Source organism: Nonomuraea sp. NPDC049378 (genome assembly GCF_055586745.1).
In genome coordinates, this window is sequence record NZ_JBVJHP010000002.1 from 73,473 (window position 1) to 90,618 (window position 17,146).

A 17,146-nucleotide genomic window follows, 5' to 3' on the forward strand; every position below is an offset into this window, starting at 1 on the left:
CGGCAGCGATATGCATGAAACCCGGGGGTGAGGCAAGCCTCCCTCCCCGTCACGTTCAACCCGTCCGGGCCCGCTCGCGCGTCGGCGGACCGCCGCCGCTGCTACGGAGCGCCGGCGATGGCGCAGGCGCGGCACGGAGGCTGGCCGCAGGTGCACTGCATGATGGCGTCGAGAACGTCGTGGTCGTGGTACAGGCACTGGTCCCTGCAGGTGTGCCGCGGCACGAAGCCCGCCTGGATCTCGTCGGGCCACGGCTCGTGCCCTTCGCGGCACCGTACGAACCGCTCGGGGTCGGACGCGTGCAACCCCTGCATGCGTGCGCGCGCCTCGCCCTCCAGCGTCCGCGTCTCTTCCACCATGGTGGTGAGCTGGGCGGCGATGGCGGAGTACTGGTCGTCCCCGGTACGCACGTGCGCGGCCCGCAGCGCCATCGCCGCGTTGCTCAGGAATCGTGTGGCGTCCTGAAGGTCGGTGGTGTGGTGCAACTGGATGCCGGTAACGCCTCGGACCCACACGGCGTCGTCTTGCATGGATCAACCTTTCACAGCGCAGAGCGCTCACAACTGTTCAGGGGGATACGCCGAAGGATAACGCGCCTTTTACCGGGCTTTCCGTGGCGGAGCGACCGGGTTGACCTTCTTCGCCATGGTCCGGGGGAGGGAGAAAGGCCGTCCACGTCGGCCGATCCGGCCGCGTAACGCATGCGGTGGCGGGCCGCCACCATGCGGAGAAAACTTTAGTCAGTGTTTGCCGCATCATTAAGGAATGGCCTCCGGGCGATATCCCGGAGGCCACCCCCGCACGTCATAGGCGGTCAGCTCGTCACGGCGCACTGTCCGCGATCCTGGCTCGCGGGTCCTTTCGCGTTCGGGCGTACGTCGAAGTCGAAGATCGCGGTGGGCAGGTAGAGCGAGCAGCACGCGTTCGGGATGTCGACGATCCCGCTGACCCGCCCCTCGATCGGTGCCGCGCCGAGGAGCAGATAGGCCTGCTCGCCGCTGTAACCCCACCTCTTGAGATACTCCACGGCGTTGAGGCAGGCCCTGCGGTAGGCCACCGTCGCGTCGAGGTAGTAGTTGGTGTCGGTGTCGTGGTCCACCGAGATGCCGATGAACGACAGGAACTCCGAATATCTCGGCTCCACGTTTCCCGGCATGAAGAGCGGATTGGTGGTGACCCCGTACTTCTCCATGCCGCCCTTGATGAGGTCGACGTGGAAGTCGATGTAACCTCCCATCTCGATCGCGCCGCAGAAGGTGATCTCCCCGTCGCCCTGGCTGAAGTGCAGGTCACCTCCTGACAGCTTGGCGTCGCGCACGTGGACCGGGTAGAAGACCCGGGCTCCGCGGGTGAAGTTCTTGATGTCGTGGTTGCCGCCGTTCTCCCTGGCGGGCACGGTACGCGCTCCTTCGGCGGCGATCCGCTGGGCCGCGTCGCCGGTCGCCGTGCCGGCGACCACGTTGTCGGTCAGCGGTGGCAGGCCGAGTGGCGGAACGCGCTGCGGGTCGGTGTCGATGAGCGTCTGCTCCCGGCGGTTCCAGCTGCTCAGCAGGTCGGCCGATGGCGCCGTACCGAAGAGTCCCGGATGGGTGATGCCGGTGAAGCGAACCCCCGGCAGGTGGCGGGAGGTCGCGACCTGGCCGTGGAAATCCCAGATCGCCTTGTAGGCGTCAGGGAAGTAGTCGGTCAGGAATCCGCCGCCGTTCGCCTTGGCGAAGACGCCGGTGTACCCCCATCCCTGTCCTGGCGCCTCCCCTACCTGCTGGGGAACCGGGCCGAGGTCGAGGATGTCGACGACGAGCAGGTCTCCGGGTTCGGCGCCCTCCACCCCGATGGGCCCGCTCAGCATGTGCGCGAGGCTCAGGTCGACATCACGTACGTCGTTCGCGGAGTCGTTGTTGCCGATCTGGGCGTCGGTCCATTCCCGGCATTCCATCCGGAACTCGTCTCCGGGACGTACCATCTCCGCCACCGGAATGTCTGGGTGCCAGCGGTTGTGCCCCGGGACCTCCTGGTCGCGCATCGGCTTCGACTGGTCGATCTTGTAGATTACCTTCGGCATGATGCATGCCCTTCTTCTCGCGGATGGCTCCTTCCTGGCTGGGCGTGGGCCTCACCTCTCTTCCGCCTCGGCGGGCTCCGTCAGGTCCATCGCGGGCGGTGCCGGCGCTCGCCGTCCGGTCTCGACGGCTCCCCCGCCTCGTCGGGCGCCGCGGCGGCCGGCTCCCCGTGCCGCGTCAGCGGCCACAGGACGGCGAACACCACCACGCCGAACACGGCGAGGATGATCGCGAAGAGCCTGGTGTCGCGCCAGTAGCCGGCCAGGGTCATGTAGGCGGGGATCGCCGCCGTGACCCAGCCCTGGATCGCCGTGACCCAGCCGGTGTACCTGGTGATCCGCGTACGTTTCAGCCCGAGCAGCACGAAGAACAGCGCCCACAGGAACGACCAGTAGAGCCAGATGACGCCGAAGGCGGGATCGCCGAGGATCCGGAAGTTGGCGAAGGAATAGCCGAGCGCCATGACGGCCACGAAGAGCGAGAAATAGCCGACTCCCGTGCTGTCGAAGCCGCCGAGCAGGTTGATGCCGACATAGAGATAGGTGAATCCGAACAGGTAGATGCCCGACGCGCCGAGCACCACGGGCACGTCGGTGGGATTGAGGATGACCAGCACGGTGGGCGTGATCACCTGCAGTGCTCCGACGAACAGGTTGAACACGCCGGCCGCTCTCGGTTCGACCTTTCCCAGGAGCATCAGACCGTTGAGGAAAAGTACCGCCCCCACGTAGAGCAGTCCGACGGCTCCCATCACCGACACCTCCTCGTGTCAGTACGGGTGGTCGCGCTCGCCGGACGCCACGCCGCCGGCGAACGCAACGTTTGCTGGCTGTTTCAAGGCCGAGGAAGGCGCGACAGTGCCGGGTGCTGTGGCGGTTGCCACCGTCGTACCGGAGGCACGCGCGTGACCACCTCGGGCGCTTCCCTGCTCTGCTCCTCTCGGGTCAGGGCGGCGGACGCCGCCGGGGAAAGCCGGGTGAGGTTCGGGACGGTGAAGAATCGGCGGGCCGGAGCGCGGCACACCGGACACTCGCGGACCGCCTCGGCGGTCCCTATCGGCAGGCGCACCTCGAATTGCCCGCAATCCAGACAGCGGTACGCGTACGTTGCCATGGACATCCCCGTAAAAGATCGGGATTGTTTTCACGGCACGACACCGCATGCGGCGTTATGCCGATATCTCCAGAAAACCTCTAGAAGATTAGCCGTGTCAAGGTCCACGCCCCGGCCCTGCACGGACAAAAAAGGCCTTGTTCGCGCACGGCACGCCATTTATCTCTATGCAGAAAAATGGCCGCCTATTAGGACGGCCATGACGATATCCAGACGCACGCCGTGCGGCTAGAGCTTGCCGAGCGCGCGGGCGAGGACGGTGGCGGTCTTCGCGATGGTCTTGTTGTCCGTGGCGAGACCCTTGGTGCGGTTGGTGTAGATCGACATGATGAGGGGAGCGGCGCCCTTCCTGGGCCAGATGACGGCGATGTCGTTCCCGCCGCCGAACCCGTCGGAGTTGGTGCCGGTCTTGTCCGCGACCGTCCAGGCCTTGGGCAGGCCGGCGCGGATGCGCTCGCCGCCGGTCTTGTTCGCGAGCAGCCAGGCGAGGAGTTGCTCGCGGTCCTTGGCGTGCAACGCCCGCCCCACCGTGAGCGCGCGCAGGTCGCGGCCGATGGCCGCGGGCGTCGTGGTGTCGCGCTTCTCCTCGGGGGTCCAGTCGTTGAGCTCGGGGTGCCAGCGGTCCATGCGCGAGGTCGAGTCCTTCAGCGAACGGAAGTACCTCGTCAGCCCCTTCGGCCCGCCGATCTGCTTGAGCAGCAGGTTGGACGCGGTGCCGTCACTCATGGTGACGGCCGCCTCGCACAGCCGGGAGACGGTCAGGCCGTCCTTGACGTGCTTCTCCGTGACCGGCGAGTTGGGCTTCATGTCGGCGGCCGTCCACCTGATGAGCCGGTTCATCAGGCCGGGGTCGGAGGTGCGGGCCTTCTGCAGCACGGCCGCGCAGAGGGGCGCCTTGAAGGTGGACAACATAGGGAAGCGCTCGCCCGCCCGGTACGTCACGGTCCTGCCCGTGGCCGTGTCGAGCGCGTACGCGCCGATCCTGCCCTTGAACGCCGCCTCCAGCTCGCGCAGCTCCTTCCTGGCCAGAGCCGCGCCGGGAACCGCCGCCGACGGCGCCGCCCCGGTCGCCGGCACGGTCGCCGGCGCGGCCGAAGCCGGGCTTCCGCCGGCGACCACAAGGGAGGCCGCCAGGGCGGAGGCGGGCAGGGCGGCCACGATCCCGCGGGCGCGTACGAGTCGCATGTCGAATCCTCCGCTTGTCGGCTGTCAGCGAGAAGGAGCCAAGCAGATGCGATCACGCCATGTCTAATAGCGATACCGATCACCGGGCGATATCGGCTTCGATATGCGGCCAGGTCAGGCCGGGCCCTCTACCGCAGGTCCCTCCTTGGGGCCGAGCACGCTGGACAGGAACGCCCTGGTGCGCTCCTGGCCCGGAGCGGCCAGGAGCTCGCCGGGCCGGCCCCGCTCGACGGCCACGCCCCCGTCGAAGAAGGTCAGCCAGTCGCCGACCTCCCTGGCGAAGGCGATCTCGTGGGTCACCACGACCATCGTCATCCCGTCGGCGGCCAGCCCTTTCATGACCTCCAGAACCTCGTCCACCAGTTCCGGGTCCAGAGCGGACGTCGGCTCGTCGAACAACATCAGCGCCGGATTCATCGCCAGCGCCCTGGCGATGGCCACCCTCTGCTGCTGGCCGCCCGAGAGCTGGTGGGGTCGCTTGTGCGCGTGGTTGGCCAGTCCCACCCGCTCCAGGTGCTCCATCGCCAGCCCTCGTGCCCTGTCCGCCGGGCTGCCCAGCACGTGGACGGGCCCGCAGGCCACGTTCTCCAGCGCGCTCTGGTGGGCGAACAGGTTGAAGCGCTGGAACACCATGCCGATGTTCCGCCGGAAGGCGGCGAACTCCTTGGGCGTCCAGGGGTGGTACCTGCCGTCGCGCAGGGTGTGGCCCACCTCCTCCCCGAGCACCCGCAGGCTCCCGCCCAGCACCGGCTCGAGACCGTTGACGCAGCGCAGGAACGTGGACTTGCCCGAGCCCGACGGGCCGATGACACAGCTCACCTCGCCCGCGGACACGGTGAAGTCCACGCCGTTGAGCACCTGCACGTCGCCGTAGCTCATCCGGACGCCGGCGGCCTGCACGACCTGCGTCCCCGGCGCGGTCACGCCGTCGCCTTCGGCAGGACCCTGGCCGCCAGGCCGCCGCCGCGCACGAGACGTACGGCGTCGGAACCGAACCGGCGCTCCAGCCTCCCCTGCAGGAAGGTCGCCACGGCGGTCATCAGCATGTACCACAGGCTCGCCACGATCAGCAGCTCCATGATCAGGTTGTTGGCCTTGTAGATCTGGCTGGCGTTGGTCATCAGGTCGTGCCCGGCGACCACGTACACCAGCGACGTGGTCTTCAGCATGGAGATGAACTCGTTGCCCGTCGGCGGGATGATGATGCGCAGCGCCTGCGGGAGCACGATGACCCGCATCCGCTTGCCGGGGGTCATGCCCAGCGCGTACGCCGCCTCTGTCTGCCCCTTGTCGACGGCCTGGATGCCGGCGCGCACGGTCTCGGCGAAATAGGCCGCCAGGTTCAGCCCCAGGCCCAGCATGGCGGAGGTGAAGCCGGTCATCACCTCGTTGGTGTCCCACTTGAGGCCGATCATGGTGAACGGGATCTTGAGCACCAGCTCGGGGAACAGGTAGGCCAGGTTGTACCAGAAGATGAGCTGCACCAGGACGGGCGTGCCGCGGAAGAACCAGATGTACCCGCCGGCCAGCCCGCTCAGCACCGGGTTGTACGACAGCCGCATGATCGCGATCAGCACGCCAAGCACCAGCCCGAGAGCCGTGGCCACCACCGAGATCTCGATGGTGACCCAGACCCCGGCCAGGATGCGGTCGTCGAGCAGGTATTCGGCGACCTTGCTCCAGTCGAGGCGAGGGTTGACGACGACCAGGTAGGCCAGCCAGCCCGCGACCGCCAGCGCGGCGGCGGCGCCCACCCAGCGGCCCCAGTGCAGGGTGCGCGCGACGGGAACGGGGGTCCCCGTCTCGTCGAGGATCGGCTCGGTCCGCACGGTCACTTACCGCCGTTGACCGTGGCGGACTCGACGGCCAGCTTCTCCAGGTTCCACGCCTTGAGCACCTTGCCGTACTCGCCGCTCTGGATGAGGGAGTTGAGCGCGCCCTTGACGGAGTCGATCAGCTCCTTGTCGTCCGGCTTCATGCCGATGCCCCACAGGCTCTCCGTGCCTTCGAGCGCGATCCCCTCCACCCCGAGCTTGGGGTCGGCGGCCTTGTAGGTCGTCACCACGTAGTCGGTGATGCTGGCCTGCGCCCGACCGCCGCCGACCTGGAGCAGGGCCTCCTGGTCACCGGGGAACTTCAGGATGGTCAGGCCGCCCTTGCCGGCCTTCTCGCAGTCGGCGTCGTACTGTTCGGCCAGCGCGAGCGACGAGCCGTTGTCGACGACGGAGACCGTCTTGCCGCACAGGTCGTCAGGCCCCGAGATGCCCGCCGGGTTGCCCTTCTTCACCAGGAGTCCCGCGCCCGCCCGCACGTAGTCGACGAACGAGAGCTTGCCCTGGCGTTCGGCGTTGTCGGTCATCGAGGAGATGACGAAGTCGTAGCGGCCGGTGAGCACGCCGGGGATCTGCGAGTTGAACTCCTCGTCGGTGATGGTCACCTTGACGCCGAGCTTCCTCGCGATGGCCCGGGTCAGCGAGGGGTCGAGCCCGATCGCGGTCTTGCCGTCGGAGGCGTACAGCTCCATCGGCGGGTAGCCGAGGGAGGAGACGACCTTCAGCCCGTCGGTCTTCAGCCGGGCGGGCACCTTGGCGGCGAGCGCCTGGTCCGGGTTGATCGCGTTGATCACGTCGGCCGCCTTGTCCTCGGCGGGGGCCTGGTCGAGCACGGCGGGCGCGGCCGACTGCTCGGCCTGCGGGCCCGAGTCGAGGGGCTCGGCGCCGCAGGCCGTGGCGGCGGCGAGCAGCGCACCGGCAGCGAGCAACGTACGGATCCGGGTGTTCACTGGGGGGTTCTCCTTCAGCTTCGCTGCCAGCGGACTTCGCCGCCGACGACGGTGGTCATGACCTTGGTGCGCAGCACCGCGTCCGGTGACTCCCGGTAGGGGTCGGTGTCCACCGCGATGAAGTCGGCGAGCTTGCCGGGCGCGAGGGTGCCCTTGCGCTCTTCCTCGCCCGCCGCGTAGGCCGCGCCCAGGGTGTGCGCGGTGATGGCCTCGGCCATGCTCAGCCGCTGCTCGGGCTGCCAGCCGCCAGGAGGCGTGCCATCGGGGCGGGTACGGGTGGCGGCGGCGTGGAGCGCGGCGAACGGGTTGGGGTGCTCCACGGGGGCGTCGGAGCCGAAGGCCAGGGCGACGCCCACGTTCAGCATCCCGCGCCAGGCGTAGGACGCCACCCCGTGACCGGCCAGCAGGGAGTCGACCAGGTCGATGTCGCTGGTGCAGTGCACGGGCTGCATGGAGGCGGCGATGCCCAGCCGGGCCATCCTCGCCAGGTCGCCGGGCCGCAGGTGCTGGGCGTGCTCGATGCGGTGCCGCAGGCCGGGCGTGCGGCCGATGGCCTCGTAGGCGTCGATGACGAGGCGGTTGGCCCGGTCGCCGATCGCGTGCGTGGCCACCGCGATGCCGGCGCCCGCAGCCCTGCCGAACAACTTGACGAGGTCGTCGTACGGCGTGACCGCGATGCCGGCGTTGCCCTGGTCGCCGGCGAAGGGTTCGCTCATGTGACAGGTGTGCGAGCCGAGCGCGCCGTCGCTGAAGATCTTCACGGGCCCGGTGCGGATCCAGTCGTCGCCCTGCCCGGTGCGGCGCCCCTCCTCGATGGCGGCCTCCAGGTGGGTCGCCGGGATCGCCTTGTGCACGCGCAGCTTCAGCCGGCCCGTCTCGCGCAGCTCCAGGTAGGCCGCCAGGCAGTCCTCGCCGTCGATGTCGTGCACGCTGGTCAGGCCGAGCCCGAGCAGCTCCTCCTGGGCGGCGCGGAGCCGGTCGGTCAGGTCGGCGGAGACCATGAGGTGGCGCAGCGGGTACGACGCCGACTCGCGCAGGATGCCGGTCGGCTCCCCGTCGGCGTCCCTGACGATCTCGCCACCCACCGGGTCGGGGGTGCCGGCGTCGATGCCGACCAGGCGCAGGGCCGCGGAGTTGGCCCAGACCGTGTGGCCGTCGACGCTGGGCAGCGCGACCGGCAGTCCGGGGCAGACCGAGTCCAGGGCGTACCTGTCCGGCTGGGCGGGCGGGTCCCAGGTGTTGCTGTTCCAGCGGCCGCCGAACAACCAGGCGCCCGGTCGCAGGCGGGCGGCGTGCGCGGCCACCCTGGCCAGGGCCTCGTCCAGGGAGCGCACGTCGCGCAGGTCGACCGCGTCGAGGCTCAGGGCGTACTGGGCGGTGTGGATGTGGGCGTCGTAGAGGCCGGGCAGGACGGCGGCGCCCTCCAGGTCGATCAGCTCCGCGTCCGGCCCTGCGGCCCCGCGCACGTCCGCCTCGCTGCCGACGGCCAGCAACGTCTGGCCCTTCACGGCCATGGCCTGGGCCAACGGGTTCTCGCCTGCTCCGGTGTGGATGGCGGCGTTGCGGTACACGCGGATGCTCATGGGACTCTCAGCGGCTCGGAAATGTGATGGGCCTCACTGTAGGAGTAGCTAAATGCAGGTGGAAGTGCTACAAACACGACATTTAGCGCTTCTGAGGGTAAGGGTTGCTGATGCTGAAGCCGGAGCACCTGCGCACTCTCCGTGAGGTCGTGCAGCGGGGATCGTTCGCGGCCGCCGCCAACCGGCTCGGGTACACCCCCTCCGCCGTCTCCCAGCAGATGGCCGCCCTGGAGCGGGAGATGGGCGTGACGCTGTTCGAGCGCTTCGCCCACAGCGTGCTGCCCACCAGCGCAGCCGAGGTGCTGGCCAGGCACGCGGAGGTCGTGCTCATCGACATCGAGCGCATGATCTCCACCGTCCAGGAGGTGCACAGGAACAGCGAGCGGCAGATCCGCCTGGGAATCTTCCCGAGCTTCGCCGACGTGCTGACCGGCGTCCTGCGCGACATGGAGCCCGCCGACCGGGCCGCGATCCGGCTCTCCGTGGCCGAACCCTCACAACTCATCCCGCGCCTGGGCGCGGGCGGCGAACTGGACGCCGCCATCGTCTACCAGGTGGGCAACTCCGGCCTGTCGTGGCCGTCATCGCTGGGCCGGCGGTGGGTCGCCGAGGACCGCTACAAGGTCGTCCTGCCGCGCGGCTGGCCCGACCTGGCGCCGTACCGGGTGGAGCAGTTCGTCGACCTGCCGTGGATCGTGCACCATCCGGCGAGCAGCGACGCGTCCTTCTTCGACGGCGTGTTCGCGCGCTGGCGGCTGCACCCGAGGGTGGCCTGCCACTCCGACGACTTCAAGATCACACTGGCCATGGCCGAGTCGGGGCTGGGCGCGGCGCTCGTCCCCGACCTCGCGCTGCGCGATCACGGCCGGGACCTCGTGGTCGCCGACGTGCCATGGTTGAACACCAGCCGCAGCATCTTCACCCTCGTCCGCCCCGACCGCGAGAGCGCCCGCCTGCAGTCACTCCTGGACGCGCTGGCCGTCTGACCGCCCCCCGCCGGGGCGCCGCTCGCCGGCCGCCCGGGGTCCTCGATCGCAAGCCGTCCGCCGGACGGCGCTGCTGACAGACCGTAGCCGCGCGATCATGCGGATGTTATCTTGCGCGGATGAGATGGGTACGCCTCGCGCCCGCCGTGGTCGTCGGGATGCTGGTCACCTCCTGCGCGGACGGCCCGCCACCGGCCACCCCGGCGACCGCCTCCCCCGCCCCCGCGACCACCACCGCCGGCCCGTCCCCTTCCGGATCAGCGGGGACGCCGAAGGTGACACGGGACGTACAGAACGCTTTCCGGGCCGCGATGGACGCGCACCCGGGCGCGGACAAACTAGACAGGTGCACCCGGCGCACCCCCCTGAGCAGCAAGACCTGCGGCAAAGCGCTCGCGGCGGCGGTCAAGGTCGCCACCGGCACCGCGCGCCGGCTGCGCAAGCAGAACCCGGAATATGCCGACCTGCTCTACGGCGCGGTGCTCCTCACCGCCAGGGACATGCAGCAGATGCTCACGCGGATGCGCGACCCGATCCCCTGCTACGGGCTCAGCGACGCGCCGCAACCACCGCCGCCGCTGCGTGCCGAGGCACAGGAGATCTGCGCCGAGGCCGCCGACATCACCAAGTCGACGTGGCGGATCTTTCTCGCGCAGGTCGAACGCTGACGTGCCGCGTACCCGCCGGCGAACGTCCCGCGCGTCACCCCGCGAGATCCCCCGGAGTCAGGCCCGCCCTCCCGCTCCCCAGAACAGCGGCCCAGAGGTCGGGTGGACCGTGATGCGCCACCCGATCCGCTCGAGCTGCCGTTCGAGGTCCGCCGGACGGTGCGGGACCTTGACGATCCGGTAGGCGGTCCCGTCCATGAGCCGGCGCTGGATGGTCACGGACTGCTCGCCCTCGATCAGCTCGTCGGCGGTCCGGTAACTGTCGTCGACGAAGAACACCCGCCCGTCCGGCTTCAGGCAGTCGGCCACCAGCGACCAGAAGGACACGAAGCGCTCCGGCGGAACGTGCGACAGCCAGAACCCGAAGAAGACGACGTCGTAACGGCGCTCCGGACGCCAGCGGAACAGGTCGGCCGCCACGAACCGCACCCGATCGTCCCCGCCCACCCGCGTCGAGGCGATGGCGAGCATTTCCCGGGACGCGTCGACGGCGGTGACGTCTGTGGCGTGCCGGAGCAGCTGGGCGGTCCATGTGCCGGGGCCGCAGGCGAGTTCGAGCACGCTGCCCACCGGCCCGAACGCGTCAAGCGCCGCCGGCAGCTCGGAGGCTCCGGGGAAGGGGAGAGCGTGGCGTTCGTACTCCGGGGCCACCGCACCGTAGTAGACGGCCTGTTCGTCGAGCAGCTCTTGCAGATTTCCACCATCGGTCGATCCCATGGATCAACCATCACAAAGCATCACGCCGGCGGCAACACGAACCCCGTTGAGCCGTTGCCCGGACCGATGACCCCGCTCAGGCCTCCGATCGGCTGGGCTCCTCGATCTCGCCGGCGTTGTCGGCGCGGGCCGGGAGGAGCAGGGCGGTGACCACCACGACCACGGACAGCACCGCGCCGATGATGAAGGCCAGCCGCATGCCGCCGAGGTTGGCGAGCACCTCGGTGACACCCTCGGAGCGCAGGGCCCCGGCACGCGCGCTCATCACGGTGATCACCAGCGCGGTCCCCGTGGCGGCGGCGACCTGCTGCAGCGTGCTCAGGATCGAGCTGGCGTGGGAGTAGAGCGACGGCGGAACCGCTCCGAGGCCGAGGGTGAACACCGGGGTGAAGGTCACGGCCAGGCTCACCATCAACAGCGCGTGCAGGCCGAGGAGCTGCCAGACCGGCATGGTCATCGTGACCTGGGTGAAGCCGACGAGCGCGAACATGATCCCGATCGCGCCGGGGATGACCAGAACCCGGCCGCCGAACCGGTCGAACAGGCGGCCGACGGTCGGACCGAGCAGCCCCATCGCCAGACCGCCGGGCATGACGAGGAGCCCGGTCTCCAGGGCGCTGAGCTGGCGGACGTTCTGGAGGTAGAGCGGCAGCAGGATCATCGAGCCGAGCATCGCCATGAATGCCACCGACATCATGATCAGCGCGACCGTGTAGGTGCGGTGACGGAAGGTGCGCAGATCCAGCAGCGGCGCGCCACGCTTCTGCAACGCCAGTTGGCGGACGACGAACACGGCGATGGACACCAGGCCCGCGACCACGATCGCGGCGGCGACGCGCACGTCACCGCCCTCGAACCGGCTGAGCCCGTAGACCAGCCCGCCGAAGCCCGCGGCGGCGGTCACCACGCTCAGCCAGTCGACGGTGCTGAACCGGGGCTCTCCGACGTTCTTGAGCTGCTTCAGCCCGCTCCACGTCACCACGGCTGCGATGGGGAGCACCACGGCGAACAGCAGCCGCCACGACCCGAACTGGAGGATCACCCCGGAGACCGTCGGACCCATCGCGGGCGCCACCGACATGGCCAGGCTGACGTTGCCCATCACGCGGCCCCGATCCTCCTCGGGCACCACCTGCATCAACGTGGTCATCAGCAGCGGCATCATCACGGCCGTGCCGGACGCCTGGATGATGCGGGCGGCCAGCAGCACCTCGAACGACGGCGCGACTGCGGCCAGCGCCGTGCCGGCCAGGAACAGGCCCATCGCGACGGTATAGGCGCTGCGGGTGGACACCCGCTGCAGGAACCAGCCGGTGATCGGGATCACCGCGGCCATGGTCAGCATGAAAGCGGTCGAGAGCCACTGCGCGGTCTGCTCGGTGATGTGCAACGCGCTCATCAACTGCGGGATCGCGTTGATCATGATCGTCTCGTTGAGGATGACCACGAACGTGGCCAGCACCAGCAGCCGGATCACGGGCGGGGTGCGGCCCTTGACGCCGGTCGCGGAGGTGGCTGGTGAGTCGAGCAGGGAGCCGGGCACGATACCTCGATCGGGGTTGTCGGGAGTGACATCGTCGCGGCTGGCGTCCCAGCCTCGGGTCTCACAAGAAGTGGTGGTCATGTACAGACTGACCTGCGCCACCGACAAAACTCATCGACCGCGCCCAACATTCCGACAAGCGCCACAAAATGTCACCCGATTTTCCGCGGCACCGGACGACGACCTCCAGGCCGCAGGGCGCCCCACCCCATGACCTGCGCGAACACCCCTAACAGGGCTATGCCACCACCGCGGCGGGCACCCCGCGCGGGCATCGGCGCCGCACACGCTCGGCGGGCCTTCGTACAAGATGGCGGGGTGGACTTCCAGCCGATCGAACGGCCCGCGGGGGCGTTCCAGGAGCCGGTGACCGCCGGCCAGATCCAGGCGGTCTGCCGCCGGATCTTCGGCCCGGGCGCCGCCGTGTCATCCGCGGTCGAGATGGGCCTGGGGATGTACAACACCACCTATCGCGTAACCGTCGAAGGCCGGAGCCGTCCGGTGATCGTGCGCTTCGCGCCCGGGCCGGAGCGCCAGTTCGTCTCCGAGCGGGAGCTCATGCGCAACGAGTACGCCACCGTGCCGCACCTCGCCAGGATCGCCCCGTTGATGCCACGCGTCGTCGCGGCCGACTGGTCGCACGAGCTCGTCGGCAGGGACTACCTGGTGCAGACCCTGCTCGACGGCGTTCCTGCCGCCGAGGGGCTGCGCACGTATCCGCGCCGGGCGCGGACGGGCTTCTTCCGTCAGATCGGGGAGATCGCCAGGACGGTGCACGAGGTGCGAGGCACGAGATTCGGCCCCGTGGGGGGGCCGGCGTACGACACGTGGAGCCAGGCGGTGACCGGATCGTTGCGGGACATCGCGGCCGACCTGGACGGGCTGGGGCTGGACGCCGCCGACCTGCGCAAGGCCGCGGCGGTGGCCGCCGAGCACCACGCCGTGCTGGACGAGATCACCGAGCCGCGCCTGCTCAGCGGCGATCTGTGGACCATCAACATCATGATCGCCGAAGGTGCTCCAGAGCCGGTCATCTCAGGAGTGTTCGACCTGGACCGCACGCTGTGGGGTGACCCGGCCGCCGACTGGCCGATCCGGATGGCCGCGTCCAGACAGGATGAGCGGGTGGCGTTCTGGGAGGCGTACGGGGAGCGGGACGAAAGCCCCTCGGCGGTGTGGCGGTCGCTGATCTATGAGATTCGCCACCTCGGGGCCGTCCGGCTGGAGCGCCACCGTCTCGGCGACCCCGGCGGGGTCGGGGACTCGTACGACGCCGTGGCGGCCGTGCTGGCGGAGCTCACGTGAAGCGGGCCGCCCCGCGCGCCACCGCGATCACCTGGGCGCGCTACGCGGTGAACGCCGCCGCGTGGTCGCGGGCGAAGTCGGCGAAGCGGCGGGGCGGGCGGCCGACGACGTCCTCGACATCGATCGTCGTGTAGTCGCCGAAGCCGGAGCCCAGCGCCTGCCCGTACTCGACGAGCATCCCGGCGAGCCAGTCGGGGATGCCGCCGGCGACCATGCCCGTGCGGGCGTCCTCCGCGCCGGCGGCGACGTACTGGATCGTCCTGCCGAGCACCTGCCCGAGCTGTTCGGCCGCCTCGGTGTAGGTCAGCGTCTCAGGCCCGGACGGTGTGTAGATCCTGCCGTGGTGGTGCTCCGGCTCCGCGCGCAGGATGTGGGCCGCGACGTCGGCGACGTCGCGCATGTCGATCATGCCGAGCCGGCCCTGCCCCATGTTGAGCGAGAAGATCCCGTCGTGGGCGATGCGGCCGGCCTGCCAGAGCAGGTTCTGCATGAAGGCGTGCGGGCGCAGGATCGTCCAGAACAGGCCGGACGCCTGCAGCTCATGGTCGGAGAGGGCGTGCAGGCGTCCGTTGCGCGTCGGGGCGTCGTAGGCGGCGCCGATCGCCGACAGGCGCACGACTCGCTCCACGCCTGCCTGGCGGGCGGCCCAGAGCGCGTTCATGCTGTGCTCGGGCGCTCGGGGGTCCATCGCGGTCAGCAGCCACAGGTCGTTCACCCCCTTGAAGGCGGGCGGAAGGGTGCTCGGGTCGCCCAGATCCCCGGCGACGACCTCGACGCCCCGTCGTTCCAGCGCGCCGGCCCTGGCCCGGTCCCTGACCAGCGCCCGGAGGGCGAGGGCGGAGCCGTCGAGGGCATCGAGCAGGGCGCTCGACACGCTGCCGGTCGCCCCGGTGATGAGGACTGTGCGGCTCATCGTCCGTCCTTTCGTGAGGGGTTCCCTGCCCGAGCGGGTCAGGGTCTCGGATGGACAATAGTCCTGAAATGTGACTATCACAAGATGTGACTAGCACAGAGTGGTACTATACGGGGCGTGACGCACGCTCCCGAAGGCGAACGCAGCCGGATGATCACGCAGGATCCCGACCTGGGGATCCTCGCCGCGCGGTTGCTGTTCTCGTTGCAACGGGAGGTCTTCGCGCGGCTCGCCGAGAGGGGGCACAGCGAGGTGAGCCCGCGCCACGGGGCGATCCTGGCCTACCTCGACGCGGGCGGCGTGCGCGCGACGGAGCTGGCGCGGCTCTCGGGCCGGCACAAGCAGATCGTCGGCCGGCTGGTCGACGAGCTCGAGGCGCTCGGCTACGTGGAGCGCAGGCCGGATCCGGCCGACCGCCGCGCGAAGCTCGTCGTGCCGACCGAACGCGGCCTCGACCAGCAACGCCACGCGGATGAGATCATCGCCGACATCGAGCGCCGGCACGCCGGCACGATCGGCGAGCCCGCCTACGCGCAGCTGCGGCGAGCGCTGAAGGCGATCACCGCCGCCGAGGACGCGGGCGAACGGGACGAGGCCGAACCGACGCCCGGCTGAGACCCGCAAACTCTGGCGAGGCGGCGTCTTCTCCTTCACTATTGCTGTCACGGGCCATTCCTGAACCGCGCACTATGTTCACTCCGATACCGGAGGTAAGCACATGGCGATATCGGGCCGACCGGCAATACCTCTGATGTTGGTGGGATTCGGCGCGATGGCCCGCACCCGTACATTGCTCCCGCTGTTGACCGACCCCGCCACACCGGCCCGTGCTGTTTCCGTGTGCTGCCTGGAACAGGGCGAGATCGAATTTCAGAAGATCGTCTTGCCGTGGTTCTCCGAGCGAGGGCTTCCGCCACCTCGATACACGCCGACGCCGGCGGACGCGCTCACCCTTTCGCCCGCTCCCGCCGCAGCCGTCATCAACACGCCCAACGCCATGCACGCGTCCCAGGTGGAGCAGTGCCTGGACGCCGGCGTGCACGTATTCGTGGACCGTCCGATAATGCTCCACTCCGACGATCTCCCGCGCCTCGTCGAACGCGCCGCCCAAGCGAATCTGCTGCTTTTCACCGGCGTGCAGCGGCGCCTGGAAACCCACTTCCAGCACGCTTACGAATCGGTCGCACGCCAGTGCGACTTCGGCGATCTCGACACGATCCGGTGCGTTCTCGCGGTCGGCGAGCGTCCCTCCTCATGGCGCGCCAGGCACGCCCTGGTGGGGGGCGGGGTGGTGATCGGCACCGGCTATCATCTGCTCGACTTCGCCGCCTGGGTGGCCGCGTCACGCGGTGAGCGGTTCGGCGCGCGGGCCGCGGGGCAGGTCAGGTTCTCCGCGGAGCACTGGATGTCACCCGACGTGGATCCGGAGATCGAAAGCAGCGCCCTCGGCTGGGTACGGTCCGAGGGCGGCGTCACCATTTCGTTCGACCTGAGTTTCTCCGCCCCCGTGGGATCGGTCTTCGAACTCGTCGACCTGCGCGACCGCTCGGGCTCTCGGATCAGCATTTGCCGGGACCAACGCATGAGATCGCGAAATCCCGGGCACATAACACATCAGCGCGCGGACGGCTCGGTCGTGACGAAACATTACAACGGTGCCAAAATTACTTTATCGGACGCCTTGCTTCCGGGAGACGCACAGGAATCCCGCCCTCTCTCCGATTTCGTCGGCAAATGCGCCTCCGGTGGTAGCCTCGCGGAAGAACACCCCTGTTCGGGCAAGGCGTCCGTCCCAACCTGGGAGCTGGTCGGGCGCATTTATGACCTGGCGAAATGGCAGCGAAGGAATGCACATGTCCCGACCAATGGAGTCAGAGCCGGCACGCCTTGATTGCCGGGCCCACAGCGTCGCCGTCCAGACCGCCGACTTCGATACGGCGTACACCTTCTACACCACGGTGCTCGGCCTGCGTACGGTGCGCGAGCCGTTCTCGTTCAAAACCCGCACCCTCGCCTGGCTCGACGGCGGCGGAGTGCTCATCGAGCTCTTCTCCATGAAGAAGGGGCACACGTCCTTCCCCTATACCGACGTCAACCTGGGCCTCACCCATATCGCGTTCGAGGTGCCAGACCTCGACGAGGCCATCGAGCTGTGCAAACAGCACAACGTGCCGATCACCCAGGGCCCGATGACACCGCCCAGCGGCGACCCGCTGCAGCCGCGGGTGCTGTTCGTGGAAGGGCCTGACGGGCAGGCCATCCAACTGCGCGAACCGCGGAGAGATGAATGA

General features: G+C 69.2%; 18 protein-coding genes. 6 read left to right on the top strand and 12 right to left on the bottom strand.

Features of this window, described 5'->3' with window-relative positions:
• Window positions 1-101 precede the first annotated feature (101 nt).
• The 9 genes from ACZ6SA_RS05100 to ACZ6SA_RS05140 all read right to left on the bottom strand — a co-directional run bounded on the left by ACZ6SA_RS05100 (window position 102) and on the right by ACZ6SA_RS05140 (window position 8,723).
• The gene (locus tag ACZ6SA_RS05100) at window positions 102-530 is read right to left on the bottom strand and encodes a hypothetical protein (RefSeq protein WP_347650670.1); all 429 of its coding nucleotides are present in this window, start codon (window positions 528-530) and stop codon (window positions 102-104) included.
• A gap of 284 nt (window positions 531-814) precedes the next feature.
• Window positions 815-2,062 carry a formamidase gene (gene fmdA / locus ACZ6SA_RS05105; RefSeq protein ID WP_347650671.1) on the bottom strand — a complete coding sequence of 416 codons (1,248 nt, stop codon included), beginning with the start codon at window positions 2,060-2,062 and terminating at the stop codon, window positions 815-817.
• A gap of 80 nt (window positions 2,063-2,142) precedes the next feature.
• Complete coding sequence (locus tag ACZ6SA_RS05110; RefSeq protein WP_465826711.1) at window positions 2,143-2,811, bottom strand: AmiS/UreI family transporter; 669 nt, start codon at window positions 2,809-2,811, stop codon at window positions 2,143-2,145.
• Between the two features lie 83 nt (window positions 2,812-2,894).
• Window positions 2,895-3,179, bottom strand: coding sequence for an FmdB family zinc ribbon protein (locus ACZ6SA_RS05115; protein ID WP_465826712.1), 285 nt, complete (start codon window positions 3,177-3,179; stop codon window positions 2,895-2,897).
• Between the two features lie 222 nt (window positions 3,180-3,401).
• A complete protein-coding gene (gene bla, locus ACZ6SA_RS05120; RefSeq protein ID WP_465826714.1) occupies window positions 3,402-4,358 on the bottom strand; it encodes a class A beta-lactamase in 957 nt (318 codons plus the stop codon).
• Between the two features lie 114 nt (window positions 4,359-4,472).
• The gene (locus tag ACZ6SA_RS05125) at window positions 4,473-5,237 is read right to left on the bottom strand and encodes an amino acid ABC transporter ATP-binding protein (RefSeq protein WP_465827088.1); all 765 of its coding nucleotides are present in this window, start codon (window positions 5,235-5,237) and stop codon (window positions 4,473-4,475) included.
• Window positions 5,238-5,278: 41 nt separating this feature from the next.
• Window positions 5,279-6,193 (bottom strand): amino acid ABC transporter permease, encoded by a 915-nt coding sequence (locus tag ACZ6SA_RS05130; protein WP_347650674.1) that lies wholly within the window; start codon window positions 6,191-6,193, stop codon window positions 5,279-5,281.
• Entirely contained in the window at window positions 6,190-7,140 is a 951-nt protein-coding gene (locus tag ACZ6SA_RS05135) for an ABC transporter substrate-binding protein (RefSeq protein ID WP_465826716.1), read from the bottom strand. Before ACZ6SA_RS05135 ends, ACZ6SA_RS05130 begins: the two co-directional genes overlap by 4 nt.
• A 14-nt stretch (window positions 7,141-7,154) precedes the next feature.
• On the bottom strand, window positions 7,155-8,723 hold the full coding sequence (locus ACZ6SA_RS05140; RefSeq protein WP_347650676.1) for an amidohydrolase: 1,569 nt from the start codon (window positions 8,721-8,723) through the stop codon (window positions 7,155-7,157).
• Window positions 8,724-8,833: 110 nt separating this feature from the next.
• On the opposite strand from ACZ6SA_RS05140, the gene ACZ6SA_RS05145 reads away from it, so the two are divergent.
• Together ACZ6SA_RS05145 and ACZ6SA_RS05150 are read left to right on the top strand one after the other, a co-directional pair.
• Entirely contained in the window at window positions 8,834-9,709 is an 876-nt protein-coding gene (locus ACZ6SA_RS05145) for a LysR family transcriptional regulator (RefSeq protein WP_347650677.1), read from the top strand.
• A 119-nt stretch (window positions 9,710-9,828) separates the two neighbouring features.
• A complete protein-coding gene (locus tag ACZ6SA_RS05150; RefSeq protein WP_347650678.1) occupies window positions 9,829-10,377 on the top strand; it encodes a hypothetical protein in 549 nt (182 codons plus the stop codon).
• A 57-nt stretch (window positions 10,378-10,434) separates the two neighbouring features.
• Here the strand turns inward: ACZ6SA_RS05150 and ACZ6SA_RS05155 are convergent, their stop codons facing one another.
• Together ACZ6SA_RS05155 and ACZ6SA_RS05160 are read right to left on the bottom strand one after the other, a co-directional pair.
• Window positions 10,435-11,094: a class I SAM-dependent methyltransferase gene (locus tag ACZ6SA_RS05155; protein WP_347650679.1), complete on the bottom strand. Its 660-nt coding sequence runs from the start codon at window positions 11,092-11,094 to the stop codon at window positions 10,435-10,437.
• Window positions 11,095-11,170: 76 nt separating this feature from the next.
• On the bottom strand, window positions 11,171-12,739 hold the full coding sequence (locus tag ACZ6SA_RS05160; RefSeq protein WP_465826717.1) for an MDR family MFS transporter: 1,569 nt from the start codon (window positions 12,737-12,739) through the stop codon (window positions 11,171-11,173).
• A gap of 216 nt (window positions 12,740-12,955) precedes the next feature.
• Here ACZ6SA_RS05160 and ACZ6SA_RS05165 point away from each other — a divergent pair, with 216 nt between their 5' ends.
• A complete protein-coding gene (locus ACZ6SA_RS05165; protein ID WP_465826719.1) occupies window positions 12,956-13,942 on the top strand; it encodes a phosphotransferase family protein in 987 nt (328 codons plus the stop codon).
• A 40-nt stretch (window positions 13,943-13,982) separates the two neighbouring features.
• On the opposite strand, the gene ACZ6SA_RS05170 is transcribed toward ACZ6SA_RS05165, so the two are convergent.
• Entirely contained in the window at window positions 13,983-14,855 is an 873-nt protein-coding gene (locus ACZ6SA_RS05170; protein ID WP_465826720.1) for an SDR family oxidoreductase, read from the bottom strand.
• 117 nt (window positions 14,856-14,972) lie between these two features.
• Here ACZ6SA_RS05170 and ACZ6SA_RS05175 point away from each other — a divergent pair, with 117 nt between their 5' ends.
• The 3 genes from ACZ6SA_RS05175 (at window position 14,973) to ACZ6SA_RS05185 (ending at window position 17,146) form a co-directional block, all read left to right on the top strand.
• A complete protein-coding gene (locus tag ACZ6SA_RS05175) occupies window positions 14,973-15,470 on the top strand; it encodes a MarR family winged helix-turn-helix transcriptional regulator (protein ID WP_465826721.1) in 498 nt (165 codons plus the stop codon).
• A gap of 136 nt (window positions 15,471-15,606) precedes the next feature.
• Window positions 15,607-16,746, top strand: coding sequence for a Gfo/Idh/MocA family protein (locus ACZ6SA_RS05180; protein WP_347650684.1), 1,140 nt, complete (start codon window positions 15,607-15,609; stop codon window positions 16,744-16,746).
• Window positions 16,709-17,146 (top strand): VOC family protein, encoded by a 438-nt coding sequence (locus tag ACZ6SA_RS05185; protein ID WP_465826723.1) that lies wholly within the window; start codon window positions 16,709-16,711, stop codon window positions 17,144-17,146. The genes ACZ6SA_RS05180 and ACZ6SA_RS05185 overlap by 38 nt, the downstream gene beginning before the upstream one ends.

Excerpts from the sequence above, each read along its gene's own strand:
- ACZ6SA_RS05100 (WP_347650670.1), bottom strand. The coding sequence starts at position 530 with ATGCAAGACGACGCCGTGTGGGTCCGAGGCGTTACCGGCATCCAGTTG.
- fmdA (WP_347650671.1), bottom strand. The coding sequence starts at position 2,062 with ATGCCGAAGGTAATCTACAAGATCGACCAGTCGAAGCCGATGCGCGAC.
- ACZ6SA_RS05110 (WP_465826711.1), bottom strand. The coding sequence starts at position 2,811 with ATGGGAGCCGTCGGACTGCTCTACGTGGGGGCGGTACTTTTCCTCAAC.
- ACZ6SA_RS05115 (WP_465826712.1), bottom strand. The coding sequence starts at position 3,179 with ATGTCCATGGCAACGTACGCGTACCGCTGTCTGGATTGCGGGCAATTC.
- bla (WP_465826714.1), bottom strand. The coding sequence starts at position 4,358 with ATGCGACTCGTACGCGCCCGCGGGATCGTGGCCGCCCTGCCCGCCTCC.
- ACZ6SA_RS05125 (WP_465827088.1), bottom strand. The coding sequence starts at position 5,237 with ATGAGCTACGGCGACGTGCAGGTGCTCAACGGCGTGGACTTCACCGTG.
- ACZ6SA_RS05140 (WP_347650676.1), bottom strand. The coding sequence starts at position 8,723 with ATGAGCATCCGCGTGTACCGCAACGCCGCCATCCACACCGGAGCAGGC.
- ACZ6SA_RS05145 (WP_347650677.1), top strand. The coding sequence starts at position 8,834 with ATGCTGAAGCCGGAGCACCTGCGCACTCTCCGTGAGGTCGTGCAGCGG.
- ACZ6SA_RS05150 (WP_347650678.1), top strand. The coding sequence starts at position 9,829 with ATGAGATGGGTACGCCTCGCGCCCGCCGTGGTCGTCGGGATGCTGGTC.
- ACZ6SA_RS05155 (WP_347650679.1), bottom strand. The coding sequence starts at position 11,094 with ATGGGATCGACCGATGGTGGAAATCTGCAAGAGCTGCTCGACGAACAG.
- ACZ6SA_RS05170 (WP_465826720.1), bottom strand. The coding sequence starts at position 14,855 with ATGAGCCGCACAGTCCTCATCACCGGGGCGACCGGCAGCGTGTCGAGC.
- ACZ6SA_RS05180 (WP_347650684.1), top strand. The coding sequence starts at position 15,607 with ATGTTGGTGGGATTCGGCGCGATGGCCCGCACCCGTACATTGCTCCCG.
- ACZ6SA_RS05185 (WP_465826723.1), top strand. The coding sequence starts at position 16,709 with ATGTCCCGACCAATGGAGTCAGAGCCGGCACGCCTTGATTGCCGGGCC.